The following is a 22,261-nucleotide window of genomic DNA, read 5'->3' on the forward strand; positions in this document are numbered from 1 at the left end:
GATTGTCCCATCAGGCACCCTGCCGCCGACGGTGCGGGGCGTTGAGGTGGGGGCGGGTGCGTGAAAGCATCCGGCATGGCCAATTTCGGTGATCACCAACTCGGGATCTACCTGCAGGGGATGTTCCAGGACACCCGGCCGGAGATCACCACCGACCTGTCCCGGCTGGAGTCACAGGCGGCGGCGAACCTGTCGGCAGAGGCGATGGGTTACATCGCGCCGAGCGCGGGCACGGGGGCCACCGCTCGGGCGAATCTGGCCGCGTTCGAGCGATGGCGGCTGGTCCCGCGGATGCTGCGCGGCTCGACCGATCGGGACCTGTCCTGCACGGTGCTCGGGACGAAGATGCCGGCGCCGATCGTGATCGCACCGGTCGGCGTACAGACGCTTGCTCATCCGGACGGCGAGCTGGCCACCGCAAGGGCCGCGAGTGCGCTCGGGTTGACGTACACGCACTCGACGCAGGCCAGTCACGCGTTCGAGCAGATCGAGGCGGACAGTAAGTGGTACCAGCTGTACTGGCCGACCGACAAGGACGTCTGCCTCAGCTTCCTGCAACGGGCCAAGGACAACGGGTACTCCGTTCTCGTGGTCACCCTGGACACCGGCACGATCGGGTGGCGTCCGGCGGACCTGGATCGCGGGTTCCTGCCGTTCCTGAAGGGTGAGGGGCTGGCGAACTACTTCAGCGACCCCGCGTTCCAGGCGAAGCTGGCCAAACCGGTCGCCGAGGACCCGGCCGCCGCGGTGATGCACTGGGCGCAGATGTTCCCGAACGTCGGACTGAGCTGGGACGAACTGTCCTTCCTGCGGGACAACTGGACCGGGCCGATCGTGCTCAAGGGGATCACCTCGATCGAGGACGCCAAACTGGCCGCCGAACAAGGTGTCGACGGCCTGGTCGTGTCGAACCACGGCGGCCGTCAGGTGGACGGCGCGATCGCTTCTCTCGACGCGCTGCCCGCGATCGCGGAGGCGGTCGGCGAGCAACTGACCGTGCTCTTCGACTCCGGGATCCGCACCGGCGCCGACGTCGCGAAAGCGCTCGCGCTTGGTGCTAAGGCTGTTCTCGTCGGGCGACCGCTCATGTACGGGCTCGCCCTCGCGGGTCAGGCCGGCGTCGATCACGTACTGCGCTGCCTGCTCGCCGAGTTCGATCTCACCCTTGCCCTGTCCGGCTACGCGAACCACCGCGAGCTCAACCGGGACTCCCTGGTCCGCGCGTGAAGGCTGTCCTCTTCGATCTGGACGACACGCTATTCGACCACACCACGTCGGCGGCAAACGCGGTCCGTTCCTGGGTTCCGACGGTGGGGGCGACCTTCACCGAAGACCTGATCGACCGATGGTTCGAGATCGAGCGAGTGAACTTCGACGGCTGGCTCGCCGGCCGGCTGACGCATCAAGGGCAGCGCCGGGGGCGGTTGCTCGAATTCCTGCCGCTGCTCGGCGTACCGGTGCCGTCGACCGATGCGGAGCTGGACGAGGTGTTCGCCGGGTACCTCGAGCACTACCGGCTGCGGTGGGCGGCCTTCCCCGATGCCCGGCCCGCACTGGAGGTTGCCCGGGGCAACGGTTGGCGGATCGGGGTGCTGACCAACGGGAGTACGGCGCAGCAGAACGCGAAGCTGGCCGCGATCGGGCTGGCCGACCTGGTGGACGTGGTGTCGACCTCGGAGGGACTCGGCGTCAGCAAGCCCGCGGCCGAGGCGTACAACCTGACCTGCGAGGCGTTAGGCGTCGAACCGGCCGACACGTTGATGATCGGCGACAACTTCGAGCTGGACGTCCTCGGTGCGCGGGCCGCCGGTTTGACCGCGGAACACCTCGACCGTACGGCGGGGATCGGGCTGGCTCAGCTGGTTCGTCGTACCAGCTGAGCCAGGAACCGGATCAGATCCCGCAGTTGGGTGCATCCCAGAAGTTGCTGGTGCGGATGTCGAGGTGGGTGTGGTCGTTGTGGCCCGGGTAGCCGGGACCCAAGATGCCGCCGAAGCCGTGGTTACGGGCTTGCTGGGCGAGCCGGCAGAGCGAGTGTGAGCCGACCAGGTCGGCCGCCCGGCCGTACAGGTGCTGACTGTTGCTCGCACCGCCGACCGAGTTGTTACACGCAATGCTGCGGAAGCCGCTGGTGATGTTGAGCGGCGCATCGCCCATCGCGTGCCGCATCGCCTCCAGCTGCCACATGGTCTGCAGCGCGTTGGCCTTCGTCGCGGCCGCGGACAGCGGGCCGCCGTCCCAGCCGGAGCCGCCGCACCCGTCGTCGAGCTCGGAGTAGGTGAAGTGGATCGGGGTGCAGTCGTCGTCCTGCAGTGAGTAGATCTTGCTGAACGTGGCCGAGCCGGCGATCCCGTCCGCGGCCAGGCCGTACGCCTGCTGGAACCGGGTCACCGCGGCCTTGGTGGCGGGCCCGAAGGCGCCGTCGGTCGCCAGGTGTGCGCCGTACCCGGGATAGCCGGCGACGCGGATCTGCAGCTGGCGGACGTCTTCGCCGCTGGTGCCTTGGCTGAGCGTCCGGCCCCAGGTGTAGCAGCCGTCGGCGTGGGCCTTGGTCGCGGTGACGACCTGGGTGGTCACGGTGGTACCCAGGACGGCCGCGAACAAGGCGAGCACGGCCAGGATCCGGGGTAGTGGTTTGGAGAATGCGGTACGGAAGGACATCGGAGGACCTCCGGGGACGCGGTGGGGGGCGGTTCGCGCTGTCACCGGCCAGGATTGCGCCAATATCTACCCTTTGACCAGCCCTCAACAGAAACTTTTCCCCGAAACCCCGCTGAACACCCGGCCAACCAGTCAACTGTCCTGATCATGGCCAGCAGCAAGATCGTCGCAGGGAATCAGCGGGCACCCGGCCCTCTTCAGATAGGATCCCGCGCCTCGATCACCGACAGCGGCGGCCGCTGCGTTCGTCCAATGCGCCCGGCCCATCATCACCGGATGCCCCGCCCGCCCGTAGTACCCGGCCCGCGCGAGCGCCGATTCACCCGGTCCCGCGGCCGCGACGACCCGCCGTACGACGTCGCTCCCCACATCGGGCATATCGACCAGATGCACCAGCGCAGTCTCCGCGTCCGTCCCCGCGACCCACGCCAACCCTGCCCGCAGCGAGGCCGACATCCCGTCGCTCCAGTCGGTCGCAGGCACCACGGTCACATCCTCGCCATCCAGCAGCCCGACGACCTCGTCGGCCGACGCCCCCACCACCACGGCGACTCGGCCGCACCCGCCCTCCCGCATCACCCGGACGGTCCGCACGACCCAAGGCACCCCGTCCTCGTCCCGGACCAGCGCCTTGGGCATCCCCATCCGGGTCCCCGCCCCCGCTGCAAGCAACACTCCGACCGGTTCCATGACCCCAAGTCTCCACCCAGGCAACCTCAGGCCGCGGCCAGGTAGTCAGCCATGATGTGACCATCGATGACCAAGCACTTACCGTGCGGGCCGGCAGAACGGGGCGAGCTGTGACGGCTGTGGAGAGCTTCGATGCCTTCGTGCTGGCGCGATCCCGCAGATTGACGCGGACCGCCTACCTGCTGACCCAGGATCACGCGCTGGCCGAGGACCTGGTCCAGACCGCGCTCGCCAAGGCGTGGTTCTCCTGGTCCCGGATCGAGGGCGGCGACCCCGAGCCGTACGTCCGCAGGATCATGGTCAACACCTACGCGACCTGGTGGCGCCGCCGCTGGAACGGCGAGCAGCCGACCGAGGAGCTCCCCGAACCCACCGGTCCCGACCAGACCGACGCCGCGCCGGACCGCACCGATCTGTGGCGCGCCCTGCAACGTCTGCCCCGGAAGCAACGCGCCGTCGTCGTCCTCCGGTACTACGAGGACCTGAGCGAGGCCGAGACCGCCAGAATCCTGGGCTGCAGCACCGGCACCGTCAAGAGCCAGACCTCGAAGGCGTTCGCCAAACTCCGCCTCGATCCCGCGCTACTCGCCGACCTCCCGGCCGAGGAGGCCTCCCGATGAACCTCACCGACCTCCGCGACGAGCTCAACTCCCGGGCCGCCGACGCCGACGACAACACCGGCAACGTCCTCGACGGCGTCCACCGCAAGATCCGCCGGACCAAACAACGCCGCGTCGCGACCGCACTGGCCAGTACCGCGGCCCTGGTGGCCGTCGCGCTCGGCATCGTCGTCCCCAGCCTGACCAGCTCGACCCCCGAGCCGTCGGACCCACCGCCGGCGGACTACACCAAGGACGGCATCACCATCCCAGGCGTCGTGAACGGCGACCGCCTGGACAAGGCATGGATCGGCAAGCCCGGCGAGGACCGGCTCGAGTTCACCTGGGTCCCGTCGTCGAAGCAGATCGCACTCCGCTCGTTCTGCCGCTCGACCGCGAGCACCCCGAAGAACATCCAGGCCGCGATCAACGGCGTCGTCGTCCTGGAGATGGGGTGCGAAGACGCTCTGCCCGACCAGCCGACCACGCTGTCACCCGATGATTCGCTCTGGCTGGATGTCCCGCTCCGCCGACCGGCCAAGGTCACGATCACAATCGTCGACCCCACGACCCGAGCGGTTGGCGACTCGAACAGCCAACTGGCGCTCGGCATCTACACGTCGTCCGGCCAGACCGACCCGACCACTGCCCCGTCTCGGGAAGCACCCCAGAGCCCGGACGACTACGTCAAGAACGGAGTCCGCTACCGCGCCAAGGTCGGCGGTGACACGCTGGCCACCGCGGCCGTCGGCGATCCCGGTGAGTCCACTCTCCGGCTGCGGTTCACCGCCACCGGCGCACCGGTGAGCCTGCGCGACTTCTGTACGGCGAACAAGGGCGACGTCCACGACCCGAAGTACGGTCTGCGGGTGCAGTTCAACGGGATCGAACGCGCCAATGGCCACTGCTACGGCGGTTCGACCGATGCGGGTGGGGAGAGTAGCTACACCCTCAATGACCCGCCGCCTGCCGGCCAGACCGTGGAGGTGGTCGCGACGCTGATCGACAACGAGTCCGGCCGGCCGGTGACCGTCCCCGGCGTACGGCTGGGCCTGGGCGTCTACTTCCAGGGCCCACAGCGCGCCGTGACGAATCCGTCCGACGGCAAGAGCGTCAGGCTGCCTGAGCTGACCGAAGTGGACGGCTACACGTACAAGCTCGATCAGGTGAAGTCCGCTGCTGCGACCAGCGGCGAGGTCTCCGTCAAGACTCCGGACAACCGCCCCTACTTGATCCTGGCCGGCAGCACTCCACTGGGCGGCGGAGACACGCTCATCCAGGCGACCGTCCGGACCAACTCCGAGGAAGGCTCGATGTCGGCCGACAGTGCCAGCTCCGACGGCAGCTTCGGTGTCGGCACCTATCCGCAACCGGCCGGGCCTTCCGCCACCGCCACCACCCGCATCACCAGTGGCAAGCCCACCAAGGGCATCCTGGTGATCGCCGTCTACGTGCCGGTGGAGTGATCAGACCCAGGAGTGCAGGTTGGCGGCGTCGGTCGCGAGCTGGGTGATCGAGTCGTCGGCGACGAACTCGAGCAGCGCGTTGATCTCCCGGGGCTCGGCCGCCAGTCGGTCGAGCACCGGGCGCCACAGCGACTCCCGGCCGGACAACGGGAGCCGGTTGTTGGACGGCCACCAGGAGAAGACGTGCACGGTGCTCAGCCAGGGCATCAGCGCCTCCAGCTGTTCCAGACAGGTCCTGTCATCCAGGTCGACGGGCGGTTGCCAGTACGTCGTGAGGTTGGGCGCGCCGACATCGAGCAGCAGCGTGATGGTGGAGTCGACCTCGTCGGTCAGGGTGCCGCGGTGGAACTCCATCGCGATCTCGATCCCGGCTCCGGCCGCGACATCGGCGAGCTCGGCCAGCCCCCGGGTCACCGCCATCCGGTCGCCCACGCCGGCGTCGGCGGTCCCCACGTTCCCGGCCCAGACGCGGATCCTCGGGGCACCCAGCTCAGCCGCCGTGGTCACCGCGGTACGGATCTCCTCCCGGTCGACGCTGCCGGCCCGCAGATAGGACCCGTACGCCGCGACCGCGAGCCCGTGATCCTCGCAGAGGGCGCGTGCCTTCCGGGCGGCCGGCAGATCGCCCAGCGGCACGTGGATGTCACCACCCCACTCGATCGCCGAGAGCCCCGCCTGCGCGGCCACCTCGACGACCTCCTCGACCGCCAGCTGACGGAACGTCACCGAGACCAGACCGGTCCTCACACCCACGCGTGCCTCCTTGTGTCACCTCTATCCAACCGCATCACTCCAGCGCATCTCACGTAATGAGCAAAGTGGTTTGACGCTTATGACGCAGGACCTAGACTGCGAGGCGTGCCAGAGCTGCGGAGAGGGTTCTTCTACGGGTTCGCCGCGTACCTGATCTGGGGACTCTTCCCGCTCTACTGGAAGCTGCTGGACCAGTCCAGTGCGGTCGAACTGCTGGCCCACCGGATCATCTGGTCGCTGGTCACGATCGCCCTGCTGACCCTCGGACTCCGGCGCCTCGGCCGGGTCCGCGCGCTGCTCAGAGATCCACGGCGCAGGTGGCCGCTCGTCGCGGCGGCACTGCTGATCTCGGTCAACTGGGGCACCTACATCTGGGGCGTGAACAACAGCCGCGTCGTCGAGACCTCGCTCGGCTACTTCATCACCCCGCTGTTCACCGTGCTGCTGGGCGTCTTCGTCCTGAAGGAGCGGCTCAACGCGGCTCAGTGGACCGCGCTGGCGATCGCCTTCGTCGCGGTGGCCGGGCTGACCATCGAGAACGGCCGGCCGCCGTGGGTGGCGATCGTGCTGACCTTCTCGTTCGGGTTCTACGGACTGGCGAAGAAGAAGGCCGGTGCCGGGGCGATCGAGGGGATGGCGATCGAGTCGGCCACCGCGGCTCCACTCGCGCTCGCGGCCATCGCCGTACTGGCTGTGCAGGGTCAGTCGACCGTGACTCACGAGGGTTCCGGCTATCTGGTGCTGGTGCTGCTGACCGGGCCGATCACCGCGGTCCCGCTGCTGCTCTTCGGTGCTGCCGCGACCAGGATCTCGATGACCACGCTCGGGCTGCTGAACTACATCGCGCCGATCATGCAGTTCGCGACCGGCGTCCTGGTGTTCCACGAGGACATGTCGCCGATGCGGTGGGCCGGGTTCGGGCTGGTCTGGCTGGCGCTGGCGATCTTCAGCTGGGACGGGATGAACCGGCGGCGGCGTACGGTGTCGCTGGAAGTCGCCGCATCCGCTGTGTGATCGGCTGGACGCATCCGGCTACTTAGGGCAACCTAAGCCTTTTGACGTTCACCTGACCTTCACCCGGTTCCCGTTTGGGCTCCCTAGCCTCGCGGCGTCTGCTGAACTGAACTTCTGAGAACCGGAGTCACCCGCGTGAGCCCCAAGCTGCTGCCGCTGATCAGCCAGATCGGCACCCGTCACGGATCCCGATCCCTTCGCACTTGTGAGATGAAGTGCGCGAACCAGTGCGACCACGCCGACCCGAACCCGTCGGGTAACGAGCACATCCAGACCGTCATGCGGTCCGCGTTCTCGCGGCGCGGCATGCTGAAGCTCGGCGCCGCCGGGGTCGCGGCAGCCGGTGTCACCACGCTCGCGGTGAACGCCCCGGCCGCGGCCGACATGCTCGTCGCCTCGAACGGTGACAAGGGCAACGGATCGTTCCCCGGTTTCCCCGGTCCGCGCGGCGAACTCAGCCACAGCGTGGTGCCGCCGAACCGCAAGGACGACATCGTCGTCCCGAAGGGTTACGAGCAGGCCGTGATCATCGGCTGGGGAGACCCGGTCGTGCCGGGCGCGCCGAAGTTCGACGTCAACGCGCAGACGCCCGAGGCGCAGGCCAAGCAGTTCGGCTACAACAACGACTACACGATGATCGTGCCGCTGCGGGACGACAAGAAGTCGCTGCTCGTCTGCAACCAGGAGTACACCGACGAGTACCTGATGTTCCCGACCGGCAAGTACGACGACGCCACCACCAAGAAGATCGCGATGGCCGCGCACGGCATGTCCGTCGTCGGCATCGAGCGGGTCGGCCGCAGCGGCCAGTGGCGCCGGGACAAGTCCCTGCCGAAGTACAACCGCCGGATCACCGTGCACACCGAGTTCGAGGTCACCGGCCCGGCCGCGGCGGATCCCCGGGTCGGCACGAAGGTCTCCGGCACGTTCGGCAACTGCGCCGGCGGCGTCACGCCGTGGGGCACGATCCTGTCCGGCGAGGAGAACTTCCAGGGCTACTTCGACGTCTCCGACACCGTCGCGGCCGAGCACGTCACCTCCCTCAAGCGGTACGGCGTGCCGACCACCAAGACCACGCAGAAGGGCTGGAGCACGGTCGACCCGCGCTTCGACCTGACCAAGACCCCGACCGAGGCGTACAAGTTCGGCTGGATCGTCGAGGTCGACCCGTACGACCCGAAGTCGACGCCGAAGAAGCGCAGCATGCTCGGCCGGCTCAAGCACGAGGGCGCCACCATCACGATCACCGCCGACGGCCGGATCGCGGCGTACACCGGTGACGACGAGCGCGGCGAGTACATCTACAAGTTCGTCTCGACCGGCAAGTACGACGAGGACGACCGCAAGGCGAACTTCGGCCTGCTCGACCACGGCACCCTGTACGTCGCCAAGTTCACCGGCGACGGCAGCGGCGACGGCCTCTACGACGGCACCGGCCAGTGGATCCCGCTGACCTCGGACACGGAGTCGTTCGTCGCCGGGATGAGCGTCGCCGAGGTCCTGATCAACACCCGGATCGCGGCCGACAAGGTCAGCCCGACCCGGATGGACCGGCCCGAGGACATCGAGCGGAACCCGGTGAACGGCAAGGTCTACGCCGCGCTGACGAACAACTCCAACCGGGGCGGCACCTTCCCGGTGGACGAGGCCAACCCGCTGGCGAAGTCGCACACCCGCCCGAGCCTGGGCGCCCCGCTGGTGGAGCAGTCCGGCAACCGCAACGGGTACGTCCTCGAGCTAAGCGAGGAGGGTGACGACGCCGCCAAGACCGGGTTCAACTGGAACCTGTTCCTGGTCTGCGGCGACCCGGCCGCGCAGGAGACGTACTTCGGTGGGTTCGACAAGACCAAGGTGAGCCCGATCTCCTGCCCGGACAACGTCGCCTTCGACGGCTCCGGCAACCTGTGGATCTCCACCGACGGCAACGTGCTCGGCTCCAACGACGGCATCTTCACCGTCCCGGTGGCGGGCCCGAAGCGCGGCCAGGTCAAGCAGTTCCTGTCCGTGCCGTTCGCCGCCGAGGCCTGCGGTCCGCTGATCAGCGATGACGACAAGACCGCCTTCGTCGCCGTTCAGCACCCCGGCGAGACCGACGACGCGACCTTCGAGAAGCCCACCTCGACCTGGCCGCACACGCACAAGTTCCCCCGCCCGGCCATCGCCTGCGTCTGGCGCAAGGACGGCGGCCGCGTCGGCAGCTGACGTAGTGCGGACAGCTCTTCGGGTGACCATGAACAAGAAGTGGGGACCTCGGACAGGGAATTACCTTGTCCGCGGTCCCCGGTTCTTGTTCAAGGTCCCGAGAATTGAAGGTCCCCGGCGTACGGAGAACCTCAGACGGAGCGGGTGACGACCAGGTCGCAGAGGGATTCGAGGGCGGTGCGGGGGATGCCTTCGGGGAGGCCGGAGAGGAGTTTGCGGGCGTCGGCGGCCCGGCGGCGGACGTCGTCCTCGGCCTGCTGGAGGGACGGGTGGGCCCGGAGCAACCCCAGGGTTTCGGCCAGCCGGGCGTCGTCGGTGAGGTCGGAGTCCAGCAGCTCCAGCAGCCGGGCGTCCCCGGGCTTCGACGGATCGGCCGAGGCGCGGAAGATGAGCACCGGCAGCGTCGGCACCCCCTCGCGCAGGTCGGTACCGGGCGTCTTGCCGGACTGGACCGATTCGGAGGTGACGTCGAGGATGTCGTCGGCCAACTGGAAGGCGGCGCCGATCTCCTCGCCGAAGGCCCGCAGCGCCTCCTGCACCTCCTCCGAGGCACCCGCGAAGCGCGCACCGAACAAGGCGGATGTGGCGATCAGTGAGCCGGTCTTGTCCGCGACCACCGACAGGTAGTGCGCGAGCGGGTCCTGGCCATCGCCGACCCCGAGTGTCTCCCGGATCTGCCCCTCGACCAGCCGGCCGAAGGTACGGGCCTGGATCCGGACCGCTTCCGGTCCGAGCCCGGCGACCAGGTCGGATGCGCGGGCGAACAACCAGTCCCCCGCCAGGATCGCCACCGAGTTGTCCCAGGCCGCGTTCGCGGTGGAAGCACCCCGCCGGAGCGCGGCCTCGTCCATCACGTCGTCGTGGTGCAGCGTCGCGACGTGGGTCAGCTCGACCACGACGGCCGACTCGATCACCTCATCGGCGTCGGGACGCGGCCCGAACTCCGCCGCCAGCAATACCAGCAGCGGGCGGAACCGCTTGCCGCCGGCAACCATGACGTGCTGGGCGGCCTGGGTGACGAACGGCGCCTCGGACTGGGTGGAGTCCCGCAGCGCCTGCTCGACCCGTTCCAGGCCGGCCCGGACCCGGGACTCGAGCGCCTCGTCGGCGATCGCGAATCCCAGGCTCTCAGCCGGCAACGGAGTCGGGCTCAACGGATGAACTCACCCGCTCGGGCCGCCAGGTCGAGCATCGGGCCGGGAACCAGGCCGAAGACGACGGTGGCGGCGAGACCCAGGGCGACGGCGGCCGTGGTCTGCCAGCCCGGCAGCGCCACGTCCGGCGCATCAGCCGGCAGGTCGGAGAAGAACATCAGCACGATCACCCGGACGTAGAAGAACGCGGCGACCAGGCTGCACAGTACGGCGACCACGACCAGCGGCCAGGCCCCACCGGTCCACGCGGCGGTGAACACGGCCCACTTGCCGGTGAAACCCGCGGTCAGCGGGATGCCGGCGAAGGACAGCAGGAAGAAGGCGAAGACACCGGCCAGCAGCGGCGACTTCTTGCCCAGCCCGGCCCACCGGGACAGGTGGGTGGCCTCGCCGCCCGCGTCCCGCACCAGCGTGACGACGGCGAAGGCGCCGATGGTCGGGAAACCGTAGGTGACCAGGTAGAACAGCACCGCCTGGGTCGAGGTGATCCCGTTGAGCACACCGCTCCCGGCCTGTGCGAGCCCGACGAACGCGGTCAGCAGGAAGCCCGCGTGCGCGATCGACGAGTACGCGAGCATCCGCTTCACGTCGGTCTGGGTGATCGCGACGATCGAGCCGACCACCATGGTCAGGATGGCGACCACCCACATCATCGGCGCCCAGTCCCACCGGCTGCCGCCGAGCGCGACGTAGAAGACCCGCATCAGCCCGACGAACGCGGCGATCTTGGTGCACGCGGCCATGAACCCGGTGACCGGCGTCGGCGCACCCTGGTACACGTCCGGCGTCCAGGAGTGGAACGGCACCGCGCCGACCTTGAACAGCAGGCCGACCCCGATCATGCCGGTACCGGCGAGCAGGATCGTGTCGCCGCCGGTCTGGGTGGCCAGCGCGTCGGCGATCCCGCCGAGCGACATGGTGCCGGCGTACCCGTACAGCATCGCGATCCCGAACAGCAGGAAGGCCGAGGCGAAGGCGCCGAGCAGGAAGTACTTCATCGCGGCTTCCTGCGAGATCAGCCGGCGACGCCGGGCCAGCCCGCAGAGCAGGTACAGCGGCAGCGAGAAGACCTCGAGCGCGACGAACATCAGCAGCAGGTCGTTGGCTGAGGCGAACAGCATCATGCCGCCGACGGCGAACAGCGTCAGCGGGAAGATCTCGGTGTGCTCGACCTTGGCCGCGGTACCCTCCCGCTCGGCCTCGGACCCCGGTACGGCGGCCGCCTGGCCCGCGAACGCGGACAGCCCACCGTCGACCGAGCGCTCCGCGAACAGCAGCACACTGATCAGCGTCAGCGCGAGCAACGTGATCCAGGTGAACAGCGCCGGGCCGTCCACCGAGATCGCGCCCTGGGCGGCGATCAGTTCCTTCTTGTCGGCCATCAGCAGCACGGTCAGTACGCCGGCCGCCGCCAACCCGACGATCGCCAGCGCGACCTGGACCAGGTGCCGGAGGTACCGCGGCAGGAACGCCTCCACCAGGACGCCGACACAGGCCGCCCCGAAGACTACGAGCAACGGCATCAGCTCGGTGTACTCGAGCTTCGGCGCGGTGAAGTCCGCCACCGGCAAAGCCGTCAGCACTGCACTCACTTCTGTCCCTCCGTCACGGGGATCTCCGGGGCCGGGTCGGTGACTCCGACGCGCTGCATCGTCGACTCGACCGCGGGCTTGATGATGTCGACCACCGGCTTCGGGTAGACGCCGAGGCCGACGATCAGTACCAGCAGCGGTGCGATCGCGAACACCTCGCGGAAGTTCAGGTCCTTGAGCTTCTCGACCCCGTCCCGGACCGGCCCGGTCATCAGGCGTTGGTACATGAGCAGGATGTAGAGCGCCGCCAGCACGATACCGACGACCGCGATCACGGCGATCACCCTGTGCTTGCTGAACGTCCCGGCCAGCACCATGAACTCGCTGATGAACGGCGACAACCCGGGCAGCGACAGGCTGGACAGACCCGCGAACAGGAACGTCCCGGCCAGCACCGGTGCCACCTTCTCGACGCCGCCGTAGTCCGCGATCCGCGCCGAACCGCGCCGCGAGATCAGGTACCCCGCGACCAGGAACAGCGCGGCGGTGGAGAGACCGTGGTTGAACATGTAGAGCGTCGACCCGGTCATACCCTGCGAGGTCAGCGCGAAGATGCCCATCACGATGAACCCGAAGTGCGAGATCGACGTGTAGGCGATCAGCCGCTTGATGTCGGTCTGCCCGATCGCCAGTAGCGCGCCGTACAGGACGCTGATCAGCGCGAGTACGAGCACCACCGGGGTGGCCCACTCGGACGCGTTCGGGAACAGGCCCAGGCAGAACCGGATCATCCCGAAGGTGCCGATCTTGTCCAGGACGCCGACCAGCAGCACCGACGTACCCGGCGTCGCCTCGGCGGCGGCGTCCGGCAGCCAGGTGTGGAACGGCACCATCGGCGCCTTCACCGCGAACGCGAAGAAGAAGCCGAGGAACAGCCAGCGCTCGGTGTTCTGGCTGATGTCCAGCTGGATCAGGTCGGTGAGCAGGTACGACGGGTCGCCGGCGCGGGCCGAGAGGACGTACAGGCCGACCACCGAGGCCAGCATCAGCAGTCCGCCGAGCAGCGAGTAGAGCAGGAACTTCACCGCGGCGTACGAGCGCTGGGCCCCGCCGAAGCCGCCGATCAGGAAGTACATCGGGATCAGCGTGGCCTCGAACAGCACGTAGAACAGGAACACGTCGGTGGCGGCGAACACGCCGAGCGACAGCGCCTCCAGGCCGAGGATCCAGGCGAAGAAGGACTTCTCGCTCCAGCGGCCCTGCTGGGCGTCGTTCCAGGAGGCGAGCAGCACGATCGGGGTGAGCAGCGCGGTGAGCACCACCAGCACGATCCCGACCCCGTCCAGGCCGAGCGCGAAGTGCGCGCCGAAGGCCTCGATCCAGGTGTGCGTCTCCGCGTAGTCGGCTGCCCCGTTCTGGTGGTAGCCGATCGCGATCACGATGGTCAGCGCCAGCGTGAGCAGCGAGAAGACCAGCGAGACCTGCTTCGCCAGCAGCCCCTTCGCCTTCGGGACGGCCATCGTCGCGATGGCTCCCACGAACGGCAGGAGGAGGAGATAGGTCAGCCAACCGATGTTCACGACAACCTCACCGCGAGGAGGGCGACGACCACGAATGCGGCGCCGAAGACCATGCTGAGTGCGTAGGACCGGACGAACCCCGTCTGGAACCGGCGGAGCCGGCCGGACAGTCCGCCGAAGAGTGCGGCCAGCCCGTTCACCAGACCGTCCACACCCCGGTTGTCGAGCCAGACCAGCGTCCGGGTGCTGTACTGACCCGGGCGCATGAAGACCGCCTCGTTCAGCGCGTCGCCGTACAGGTCACGGCGGGCGAAGGTGGTGGCCGGCGAGACCCGCGCGGGCGCCTCGCTCGGGATGTCCCGGCGGTACCGGAGCACCGCGATGACGATGCCGACGGCAACCACCGCGAGAGTGATCAGCGTCATCACCAGCGCGCTGACCGGCGGGTGGTGCTCCTCGTGACCGACCACCGGCTCCAGCCAGTCGACGATCCAGTGGCCGGCGAAGTACAGCGCGCCGCCACCGAGCGAGAGCGCCGCCAGCACGACCAGCGGACCGGTCATCACGGCCGGCGACTCGTGCGGGTGGACGTCCTGCTTCCACCGCTTCTCACCGAAGAACGTCATCAGCATCAGCCGGGTCATGTAGAACGCGGTGATGCCGGCGCCGAGCAGCGCGCACAACCCGATCACCGTGTTGTCCGCGAACGCGGCCTCGATGATCTTGTCCTTGCTGAAGAAGCCCGAGAACGGCGGGATGCCGAGGATGGCCAGGTAGCCGAACGCGAAAGTGGCGAAGGTGACCTTCATGTACTTCGCCAGGCCGCCGTAGTGCCGCATGTTCACGTCGTCGTTCATGCCGTGCATCACCGAGCCGGCGCCGAGGAACATGTTGGCCTTGAAGAAGCCGTGGGTGAGCAGGTGGAAGATCGCGAACGCGTACCCCGCCGGGCCGAGCCCCGCGGCCAGCATCATGTAGCCGATCTGGCTCATCGTCGAACCGGCCAGCGCCTTCTTGATGTCGTCCTTGGCGCAACCGATGATCGCACCGGCCAGCGCGGTCACCGTACCGACGATCACCACCGCGGTCGACGCGGCCTCGGACACCTCGTAGATCGCGTGCGACCGGACCACCAGATAGACACCGGCGGTGACCATGGTCGCGGCGTGGATCAGGGCCGACACCGGGGTCGGGCCCTCCATCGCGTCCAGCAACCAGGACTGCAGCGGCACCTGGGCCGACTTGCCGCAGGCCGCCAGCAAGAGCATCAGGCCGAGCAGCGTGCCCCAGGTCTCCGACAGCCCTTCGGCCCCGGCGTTCACGGTGGTGAAGGCCGACGAGCCGAACAGCGCCCACATGCTCATCACCGCGAGCGAGAGGCCGATGTCACCGACCCGGTTCACCACGAACGCCTTCTTCGCGGCGACCGCGGCCGAGTTCTTGTGCTGCCAGAATCCGATCAGCAGGTACGACGCCAGACCGACGCCCTCCCAGCCGACGAAGACCACCAGGTAGTCCGCCGCCAGCACCAGCAGCAGCATGGAGGCGACGAACAGGTTCAGGTAGCCGAAGAAACGGCGCCGGCGCGGATCGTGCGCCATGTAGCCGATCGAGTAGATGTGGATCAGCGAACCGACCCCGGTGATCAGCAGCACGAACAGGATGGACAGCTGGTCGGCCAGCAGGGACACGTCCACCTTGATACTGCCGACCGAGAACCACTCGAACAGGTGGACCGTCTCGGACCGCTCTTCGGCGTGCAGGCCCTGCATCTGGAAGAACAGCACGACACCGCAGACGAACGAGGCCAGCGGCGCCGCGGTCCCGAGCAGGTGACCCCACGCGTCGGTGGCCTTGCCACCCAGCAGCAGGATCGCCGCGGACACCGCCGGAATGGCGACCAGCAGCCACGTCAGCTCATGACTCATCGGTGATTACCTCAGTACTTGAGCAGGTTGGCGTCGTCGACCGAGGCCGAGCGACGGGTGCGGAAGATGGCCATGATGATCGCCAGACCGATCACGACCTCGGCCGCGGCCACCACCATCACGAAGAAGGCGGCGATCTGGCCGTCGAGATTGCCGTGCTGGCGGGCGAAGCTGACGAACGCGAGGTTGGTCGCGTTCAGCATCAGCTCCACGCACATGAAGACGACGATGGCGTTCCGGCGGACCAGCACGCCGAGCGCGCCGATGCTGAACAGGATCACCGAGAGCACGATGTACGGCTCCGTGGTCACAGCTTGTCTCCTTCACCGAATCCGGTCAGATCCGTGCCGGTCGGTTCCGGCGGGACCTGGTCTCCGGGGTCACCTGCAGCGATCCGGCGGACAGCCTCGATCTCGGCGCGCTCCTCCGCTTCGGGGAACACGGTGCCACGTGCCTGCAGGACTCGCGAAACCGAGGTCGGTGCGATCGACCCGTCCGGCAGCAGCGCGGGCGTGTCGACGGCGTTGTGCCGGGCCAGTACGCCGGGGGTCGGCAGCGGCCCGGGGTGGACGCCGTGCTCGGCGTACTTGAGGATCCGCTCCTCGGACAGGTCCCGCTGGGTCTTCTTCTTGGTCAGCCGCTCCCGGTGCGCCAGCATCATCGCGCCGAGCGCGGCGGTGATCAGCAGCGCCGAGGTCACCTCGAAGGCGAACACGTACTTGCTGAACAGCAGTTGCGCGATCGCCATCGGGTTACCGTCCGGCTGCGCCTGGCCGAGACCGATCGGGTCGCCGTACATCGCGCTGCCGACGGCGGAGACGAGCAGGATGCCGAAGCCGAGGAAGGCCAGGCCGGCCAGCAGCCGCTGACCGCGGATGGTCTCCACCAGCGAGTCGGACGCGTCGACGCCGACCAGCATCAGCACGAACAGGAACAGCATCAGGATGGCGCCGGTGTAGACGATGATCTGCACCGCGAACAGGAACGGCGCGTCCTGGGCGGCGTACTGCACGGCCAGGCAGACCATCACCGTGGCCAGCAGCAGCGCGGAGTGCACCGCCTTGCGGACCAGGACCATCGCGATCGCGGCCAGCACCATCACCGGTGCCAGCATCCAGAACGCGACCTGTCCGCCAGTCACGAGGGTGATCACTTGTTGCCACCACCTTCGGCCGGCGCGGCCGCCGCACCGGTCAGCCCGAGGTAGTAGTCCTTCTCGCTCGCGCCGAGCTGCATCTCGTGCGGCGGCTCCTGCATCCCGGGCAGCAGCGGCGCCAGCAGGTCCTTCTTCTCGTAGATGAGGGACTCGCGGCTGCGGTCGGCCAGCTCGTACTCGTTGGTCATCGTGAGCGCCCGGGTCGGGCAGGCCTCGATGCACAGACCGCAGAGGATGCAGCGCAGGTAGTTGATCTGGTAGACGCGCCCGTACCGCTCACCCGGCGACATCCGACCGCCTTCGGTGTTGTCGGCACCTTCGACGTAGATCGCGTCGGCCGGGCAGGCCCACGCGCACAGCTCGCAGCCGATGCACTTCTCCAGGCCGTCGGGCCAGCGGTTCAGCTGGTGCCGGCCGTGGAACCGCGGTGCGGTCGGCTTCTTGTCGAACGGGTACTCCTCGGTGAACACCTTGCGGAACATCGTCCGGAAGGTGACCCCGAACCCGGCAACCGGGTCCCAGAGGGACTCTTTCACACTAGCCACGGTTGGCTTCCTCGCTTCGGCTCGGAGTCTCGACGAGCGGTGGTGGGACCGGGAACCCACCGGCGAAGGCGTCGAAGTCGCCTTCCGCGGCCGGCGTGGGCTCCTCGGTCTTCTTCTGCGGCAGGAACATGGTGATCACCGCGATCAGCGCGACGATGCCCGCGGCCACCAGCAGGTAGTTGCGGTTGAAGTCGACCTCGCGGCCGACGGCGCGGACGGTGGCGACCAGCAGGATCCAGCCCATGGCGACCGGGATCAGGATCTTCCAGCCCAGCTTCATGAACTGGTCGTACCGCAGTCGCGGCAGTGTCCCGCGCAGCCAGATGTAGAAGAAGATGAAGCACATCATCTTGCCGACGAACCACAGCACCGGCCAGAAGCCGGAGTTCGCGCCGTCCCAGATCGAGATCGGCCAAGGCGCACGCCAGCCGCCCAGGAACAGCGTGGTCGCCAGCGCCGACACCGTCGCCATGTTGATGTACTCCGCCAGGAAGAACATCGCGTACTTCATCGACGAGTACTCGGTCAGGAAGCCGGCCACCAGTTCGCCCTCGGCCTCGGGCAGGTCGAACGGCGCCCGGTTCGTCTCGCCGACCATCGAGATCACGTAGATCACGAACGACGGGAACAACAGGAACGCGTACCAGCCCGGGATCGGGATGTCCGCGCCGAACAGGCTGATCGACTGGTTCGAGCCCTGCGCGGCGACGATCTCCGAGGTGGACATCGACCCGGCGAACAGGAACACCGTGACGAATGCCAGCCCCATCCCGACCTCGTACGAGATCATCTGGGCGCTGGACCGCAGCCCGCCGAGCAGTGAGTACGTCGAGTTCGACGACCAGCCGCCGAGGACGATGCCGTAGATGCCGATCGACGCGATCGCCAGCACGTACAGCACCGAGACCGGCAGGTCGGTGATCTGCAGCCGGGTGTAGGTGTCGGTGAACGGGATCTTCACCGTCGGCCCGAAGGGGATCACGGCGAACGTCAGGAAGGCCGGGATCGAGACGATCACCGGTGCCGCGACGAAGACGACCTTGTCCACGCCCTTCGGCATGAGGTCTTCCTTGAACATCAGCTTCATACCGTCGGCCAGCGACTGGAGCAGCCCCTGCGGGCCGTGCACGTTCGGGCCGATCCGGTGCTGCATCCGGGCCACCACCCGGCGCTCCAGCCAGATGTTGAACAGCGTCAGCACGACCAGGAAGACGAAGACCAGCAGCACCTTGAGGCCGATCACCCACCAGGGGTCCTGACCGAAGCCCGCATCCGGCACATCAGCGAGCGGGATCATGCTCATGCGTTCCCTCCGGCGATCGTCACGATCGAGCCATGGTCGGCGTGCAGTGACCGGCGGACATGCGAGTCGGCCGAGTTCGTCGGCAGCCACACCACGTTGTCCGGCATGGCCGTGACCACCACCGGCAACCGGATCGAACCGGCGTCGGTGCTGACCACCAGCTCGTCACCATCGGTCACCCCGACCCGGCGCGAGGTGGTCAGCGAGATCTTCGCCACCGGCTTCCGGGCGGTCGCGACCAGGTGCGGCTCGCCGTCGTTGCTGCGGCTGTCGTCGATCAGCATCCGCCAGGTGGACAGCCGGGTCGAGTCGAACGCGCCGAGCGCCGGACCGGCCTGGTACGTCGGCTCCTGGGCCCGGTCGCCGTCCCAGCGGCCGAGCTCGTCGTACTCCTTCTTCGCCGCTGCGGCAGTGCTGAAGCCGAGCGACAGGCCCATCTCCTGGGTCAGCGCGGCCAGCGCCCGGACGTCGGGCATCGCGGCCGGCACCTGGAGCACCACCGGGAAGGACCGCTCCCGGCCCTCCCAGTTCATGAAGGTGCCGTCCTTCTCCGCCGGCGGAACCACCGGGAAGATGACGTCGGCGTGCTCGGTGACCTGGGAGTTGCGGACCTCGAAGCTGACCACGAACGGCGCCGCCTCAAGCGCGGCGAGCGCGGCCGCCGGATCCGGCAGGTCGTCGATCTCGACGCCCGCGACGACCAGCGCCTGCAGCGATCCGGCCGCGGCGAGGATCTCGCCGGTGTCCTTGCCGACCGTGCCCGGCAGGCTGTCGACACCCCACGCGGCCTGCAGGTCGACCCGCGCCTGCGGGTCGGTCACCAGCCGGCCACCGGGCAGCAGGCCCGGCAGGCAGCCGGCCTCCAGCGCACCCCGGTCACCCGCGCGCCGCGGGATCCAGGCCAGCTGCGCACCCGTGTCGAGCGCCAGCCGCAGGGCCGCGGAGTAGGCGCCCGGTACGGACGCGAGCCGCTCGCCCACGATGATGATCGAGTCGGCGCCGAGCGATTCCTTCGCCGCGGCCCCGGTCTCACCCGCGCTGCGCAGATCAGCCAGTACCGCGGCTTCGGTGCCCGGCGCGGCCGGTACGACGACGCCGGACAGCTTCTCCACACCCCGGGAGGCGAGGGACGCCACCGTGAAGACCTTGGTGCCGTTCTTCCGGACGCCCTTGCGGAGCCGGAGGAACACCGTCGGCGCCTCCTCCTCGGGCTCGAACCCGGCCAGCAGGATCGATCCGGCCCGCTCCAGGTCGCCGAACGTCGTACCGAGCCCGGTGCCCGCGACCGCGGCGGCCAGGAAGTCGGCCTCCTCGGGCGAGTGCGGCCGGGACCGGAAGTCGATGTCGTTGCTGCCCAGCGCGACCCGGGCGAACTTCGAGTACGCGTAGGCGTCCTCGAGCGTCAGCCGCCCACCGGTCAGTACTGCGGCGCTACCGCGCGCGGCGGTCAGCTTCTCGGCCGCGAAGTTCAACGCCTCCGGCCAGGACGCCGGCCGCAGCTCGCCGTCCTCGCGGATCAGCGGGTGGGTCAGCCGGTCACCGGTGGTCGCGTAGTTGAACGCGAACCGGTCCCGGTCGGAGATCCACTCCTCGTTGACCTCCGGGTCGTCACCGGACAACCGGCGCATCACCTTGCCGCGCCGGTAGTCGGCCCGGATCGCCGCACCGGACGAGTCGTGCTCGGCCACCGTCGGCACCGACACCAGGTCGAACGGCCGGGACCGGAACCGGTACGCCGCGCTGGTGAGCGCGCCGACCGGGCAGATCTGGATGGCGTTGCCGGAGAAGTAGCTCTCGAACGGCTCCTTCTCGTAGATCCCGACCTGCTGCAGCGCACCCCGCTCGATCAGCGCGATGAACGGGTCACCGGCGATCTGCTCGGAGAACCGGGTGCAGCGGGCGCAGAGCACACACCGCTCCCGGTCCAGCAGCACCTCGGCGGAGATGTTGATCGGCTTCGGGAAGGTCCGCTTGATCTCGTGGAAGCGGGTCTCGCCGTAGCCGTTGGACATCGCCTGGTTCTGCAGCGGGCACTCGCCGCCCTTGTCGCAGACCGGGCAGTCCAGCGGGTGGTTGATCAGCAGGAACTCCATGTTCCCGTGCTGAGCCTTGTCCGCCACCGGCGAGGTCACCTGGGTCCGGATCACCATCCCGTCGGCGACGGCCAGCGTGCAGGACGCCTGCGGCTTCGGCATCCCGCGGCCGTTACCGGCGTCGGGCACCTCGACCAGGCACTGCCGGCAGGCGCCGACCGGCTCCAGCAGCGGGTGGTCGCAGAACCGCGGGATCTGGATCCCGGCCTGCTCCGCGGCCCGGATCGCCAAAGTGTTCTTCGGAACCTTGACCTCGAGATCGTCGATGGTGACGGTGACCAGATCGGTCCGCTCCACCTCCGCTGACGGGTTCACTGTGTTGTTGGCGATCGTCATGCGCTTGCTCCAGCGGTAGCGAAGACAGTGCTTGCCATCGGGTCGAACGGGCAGCCGCCGTTCTCGAAGTGCGCCAGGTAGTCGTCCTTGAAGTACTGGATCGAGCTGGTGATCGGTGCGGTGGCACCGTCGCCGAGCGCGCAGAACGACCGGCCCATGATGTTCTCGGACAGATCCAACAGGGTCTCGAGGTCCTCCTCGCTGCCCTTGCCGGCCTCCAGCCGCTCCAGGATCTGCACCAGCCACCAGGTGCCCTCGCGGCACGGCGTGCACTTGCCGCAGGACTCGTGCTTGTAGAACTCGGTCCAGCGCAGTACGGCGCGGACCACGCAAGTGGTCTCGTCGAAGATCTGCAGCGCCTTGGTGCCCAGCATCGAGCCGACCGAGCCGACGCCCTCGTAGTCCAGCGGGATGTCGAGGTGATCGGCGGTCAGCATCGGGGTGGACGAACCGCCCGGCGTCCAGAACTTCAGCTCGTGGCCCTCGCGGACTCCGCCGGCCAGGTCGAGCAGCTGGCGCAGCGTGATCCCGAGCGGCGCCTCGTACTGGCCCGGGCGGGTGACATGCCCGGACAGCGAGTACAGCGTCATGCCCTTGGACTTCTCGGTGCCCATCGAGCCGAACCAGTCCGGCCCGTTCTTGATGATCGCGGGAACAGACGCGATCGACTCGACGTTGTTGATCACTGTGGGGCAGCCGTACAGACCTGCCACGGCCGGGAACGGAGGACGCAGCCGGGGTTGACCGCGACGGCCTTCCAGCGAGTCAAGCAGTGCCGTCTCCTCGCCGCAGATGTAGGCGCCCGCGCCGGCGTGCACGACCACGTCCAGGTCGTAGCCGGTGCCGAGGATGTTCTTGCCGATGAAGCCGGCCGCCTTCGCCTCCTCGACCGCCTGCTGCAGCCGGCGGATCACGTGCAGCACTTCACCGCGCACGTAGATGAACGCCACCGACGCGCGGATCGCGAACGACGAGATGATGACGCCCTCGACCAGCGTGTGCGGCGAGGCGAGCATCAGCGGGATGTCCTTGCAGGTGCCCGGCTCGGACTCGTCCGCGTTCACCACGAGATAATGCGGTTTCGGGTTGGCTGCGTCTTTAGGCGGGATAAAGGACCACTTCATCCCGGTCGGGAAGCCCGCGCCACCACGACCGCGCAGACCCGAGTCCTTCACCGCGGTGATCACGTCGGCCGGTTGCATCCGCAGCGCCGTACGCAGCGCCTCGTAGCCACCGGACCGCTGGTACGACGCCAGCTGCCAGGAGCGGATCTGGTCCCAGTTGTCGGACAGTACCGGGGTCAGCATGG

The 22,261-nt window shown here is 68.4% G+C and carries 19 protein-coding genes; 6 read left to right on the forward strand and 13 right to left on the reverse strand.

Features of this window, described 5'->3' with window-relative positions; translation table 11 throughout:
• Window positions 1-75 precede the first annotated feature (75 nt).
• Both EV643_RS31910 and EV643_RS31915 read left to right on the forward strand, forming a co-directional pair.
• Complete coding sequence (locus EV643_RS31910; RefSeq protein ID WP_133803901.1) at window positions 76-1,227, forward strand: alpha-hydroxy-acid oxidizing protein; 1,152 nt, start codon at window positions 76-78, stop codon at window positions 1,225-1,227.
• Window positions 1,224-1,880, forward strand: a complete 657-nt coding sequence (locus tag EV643_RS31915; protein ID WP_133803902.1) for an HAD family hydrolase — start codon at window positions 1,224-1,226, stop codon at window positions 1,878-1,880. The genes EV643_RS31910 and EV643_RS31915 overlap by 4 nt, the downstream gene beginning before the upstream one ends.
• A 13-nt stretch (window positions 1,881-1,893) precedes the next feature.
• On the opposite strand, the gene EV643_RS31920 is transcribed toward EV643_RS31915, so the two are convergent.
• A complete protein-coding gene (locus tag EV643_RS31920) occupies window positions 1,894-2,661 on the reverse strand; it encodes a D-Ala-D-Ala carboxypeptidase family metallohydrolase (protein ID WP_133803903.1) in 768 nt (255 codons plus the stop codon).
• Window positions 2,662-2,793: 132 nt separating this feature from the next.
• On the reverse strand, window positions 2,794-3,351 hold the full coding sequence (locus EV643_RS31925) for a nucleotidyltransferase family protein (protein WP_133803904.1): 558 nt from the start codon (window positions 3,349-3,351) through the stop codon (window positions 2,794-2,796).
• Between the two features lie 110 nt (window positions 3,352-3,461).
• Between EV643_RS31925 and EV643_RS31930 the strand changes: the two genes are divergently transcribed.
• Window positions 3,462-3,971: a SigE family RNA polymerase sigma factor gene (locus tag EV643_RS31930; protein WP_238165938.1), complete on the forward strand. Its 510-nt coding sequence runs from the start codon at window positions 3,462-3,464 to the stop codon at window positions 3,969-3,971.
• Window positions 3,968-5,416, forward strand: coding sequence for a hypothetical protein (locus EV643_RS31935; protein WP_133803906.1), 1,449 nt, complete (start codon window positions 3,968-3,970; stop codon window positions 5,414-5,416). Before EV643_RS31930 ends, EV643_RS31935 begins: the two co-directional genes overlap by 4 nt.
• Here the strand turns inward: EV643_RS31935 and EV643_RS31940 are convergent, their stop codons facing one another.
• Window positions 5,417-6,169, reverse strand: coding sequence for a sugar phosphate isomerase/epimerase family protein (locus EV643_RS31940; protein ID WP_133803907.1), 753 nt, complete (start codon window positions 6,167-6,169; stop codon window positions 5,417-5,419). It lies immediately after the preceding gene.
• A gap of 105 nt (window positions 6,170-6,274) precedes the next feature.
• Between EV643_RS31940 and rarD the strand changes: the two genes are divergently transcribed.
• Together rarD and EV643_RS31950 are read left to right on the forward strand one after the other, a co-directional pair.
• A complete protein-coding gene (gene rarD, locus EV643_RS31945) occupies window positions 6,275-7,183 on the forward strand; it encodes an EamA family transporter RarD (protein ID WP_133803908.1) in 909 nt (302 codons plus the stop codon).
• Between the two features lie 135 nt (window positions 7,184-7,318).
• Window positions 7,319-9,385 carry a PhoX family protein gene (locus EV643_RS31950; protein ID WP_133803909.1) on the forward strand — a complete coding sequence of 689 codons (2,067 nt, stop codon included), beginning with the start codon at window positions 7,319-7,321 and terminating at the stop codon, window positions 9,383-9,385.
• Window positions 9,386-9,516: 131 nt separating this feature from the next.
• On the opposite strand, the gene EV643_RS31955 is transcribed toward EV643_RS31950, so the two are convergent.
• The 10 genes from EV643_RS31955 to nuoF form a co-directional block, all read right to left on the reverse strand.
• Window positions 9,517-10,539, reverse strand: coding sequence for a polyprenyl synthetase family protein (locus EV643_RS31955; protein ID WP_133803910.1), 1,023 nt, complete (start codon window positions 10,537-10,539; stop codon window positions 9,517-9,519).
• Window positions 10,536-12,062: an NADH-quinone oxidoreductase subunit NuoN gene (gene nuoN / locus EV643_RS31960; RefSeq protein WP_370452411.1), complete on the reverse strand. Its 1,527-nt coding sequence runs from the start codon at window positions 12,060-12,062 to the stop codon at window positions 10,536-10,538. The genes EV643_RS31955 and nuoN overlap by 4 nt, the downstream gene beginning before the upstream one ends.
• A 65-nt stretch (window positions 12,063-12,127) precedes the next feature.
• Complete coding sequence (locus tag EV643_RS31965; RefSeq protein WP_133803912.1) at window positions 12,128-13,651, reverse strand: NADH-quinone oxidoreductase subunit M; 1,524 nt, start codon at window positions 13,649-13,651, stop codon at window positions 12,128-12,130.
• On the reverse strand, window positions 13,648-15,519 hold the full coding sequence (nuoL, locus tag EV643_RS31970; RefSeq protein WP_133803913.1) for an NADH-quinone oxidoreductase subunit L: 1,872 nt from the start codon (window positions 15,517-15,519) through the stop codon (window positions 13,648-13,650). The genes EV643_RS31965 and nuoL overlap by 4 nt, the downstream gene beginning before the upstream one ends.
• Before the next feature lie 11 nt (window positions 15,520-15,530).
• Complete coding sequence (gene nuoK, locus EV643_RS31975; RefSeq protein ID WP_133803914.1) at window positions 15,531-15,830, reverse strand: NADH-quinone oxidoreductase subunit NuoK; 300 nt, start codon at window positions 15,828-15,830, stop codon at window positions 15,531-15,533.
• Window positions 15,827-16,672, reverse strand: a complete 846-nt coding sequence (locus tag EV643_RS31980) for an NADH-quinone oxidoreductase subunit J (protein WP_133803915.1) — start codon at window positions 16,670-16,672, stop codon at window positions 15,827-15,829. The genes nuoK and EV643_RS31980 overlap by 4 nt, the downstream gene beginning before the upstream one ends.
• Window positions 16,669-17,220, reverse strand: coding sequence for an NADH-quinone oxidoreductase subunit NuoI (nuoI, locus tag EV643_RS31985; protein ID WP_133803916.1), 552 nt, complete (start codon window positions 17,218-17,220; stop codon window positions 16,669-16,671). Before nuoI ends, EV643_RS31980 begins: the two co-directional genes overlap by 4 nt.
• On the reverse strand, window positions 17,213-18,523 hold the full coding sequence (gene nuoH / locus EV643_RS31990) for an NADH-quinone oxidoreductase subunit NuoH (protein ID WP_238165939.1): 1,311 nt from the start codon (window positions 18,521-18,523) through the stop codon (window positions 17,213-17,215). The genes nuoI and nuoH overlap by 8 nt, the downstream gene beginning before the upstream one ends.
• Entirely contained in the window at window positions 18,520-20,952 is a 2,433-nt protein-coding gene (locus EV643_RS31995) for an NADH-quinone oxidoreductase subunit G (RefSeq protein WP_133803917.1), read from the reverse strand. The genes nuoH and EV643_RS31995 overlap by 4 nt, the downstream gene beginning before the upstream one ends.
• Complete coding sequence (gene nuoF / locus EV643_RS32000; RefSeq protein ID WP_202869854.1) at window positions 20,949-22,259, reverse strand: NADH-quinone oxidoreductase subunit NuoF; 1,311 nt, start codon at window positions 22,257-22,259, stop codon at window positions 20,949-20,951. The genes EV643_RS31995 and nuoF overlap by 4 nt, the downstream gene beginning before the upstream one ends.
• Window positions 22,260-22,261: the final 2 nt, after the last annotated feature.

The sequence above is a fragment of the Kribbella caucasensis genome, assembly GCF_004361855.1.
GTDB classification, from domain to species: Bacteria; Actinomycetota; Actinomycetes; order Propionibacteriales; family Kribbellaceae; genus Kribbella; species Kribbella caucasensis.

Bases quoted from the DNA above. Each gene is read 5' to 3' on its own strand.
- EV643_RS31910 (WP_133803901.1), top strand. From the start codon at position 76: ATGGCCAATTTCGGTGATCACCAACTCGGGATCTACCTGCAGGGGATG.
- EV643_RS31920 (WP_133803903.1), bottom strand. From the start codon at position 2,661: ATGTCCTTCCGTACCGCATTCTCCAAACCACTACCCCGGATCCTGGCC.
- EV643_RS31925 (WP_133803904.1), bottom strand. From the start codon at position 3,351: ATGGAACCGGTCGGAGTGTTGCTTGCAGCGGGGGCGGGGACCCGGATG.
- EV643_RS31935 (WP_133803906.1), top strand. From the start codon at position 3,968: ATGAACCTCACCGACCTCCGCGACGAGCTCAACTCCCGGGCCGCCGAC.
- nuoN (WP_370452411.1), bottom strand. From the start codon at position 12,062: ATGCCGTTGCTCGTAGTCTTCGGGGCGGCCTGTGTCGGCGTCCTGGTG.
- nuoL (WP_133803913.1), bottom strand. From the start codon at position 15,519: ATGAGTCATGAGCTGACGTGGCTGCTGGTCGCCATTCCGGCGGTGTCC.
- nuoH (WP_238165939.1), bottom strand. From the start codon at position 18,523: ATGAGCATGATCCCGCTCGCTGATGTGCCGGATGCGGGCTTCGGTCAG.
- EV643_RS31995 (WP_133803917.1), bottom strand. From the start codon at position 20,952: ATGACGATCGCCAACAACACAGTGAACCCGTCAGCGGAGGTGGAGCGG.
- nuoF (WP_202869854.1), bottom strand. From the start codon at position 22,259: ATGCTGACCCCGGTACTGTCCGACAACTGGGACCAGATCCGCTCCTGG.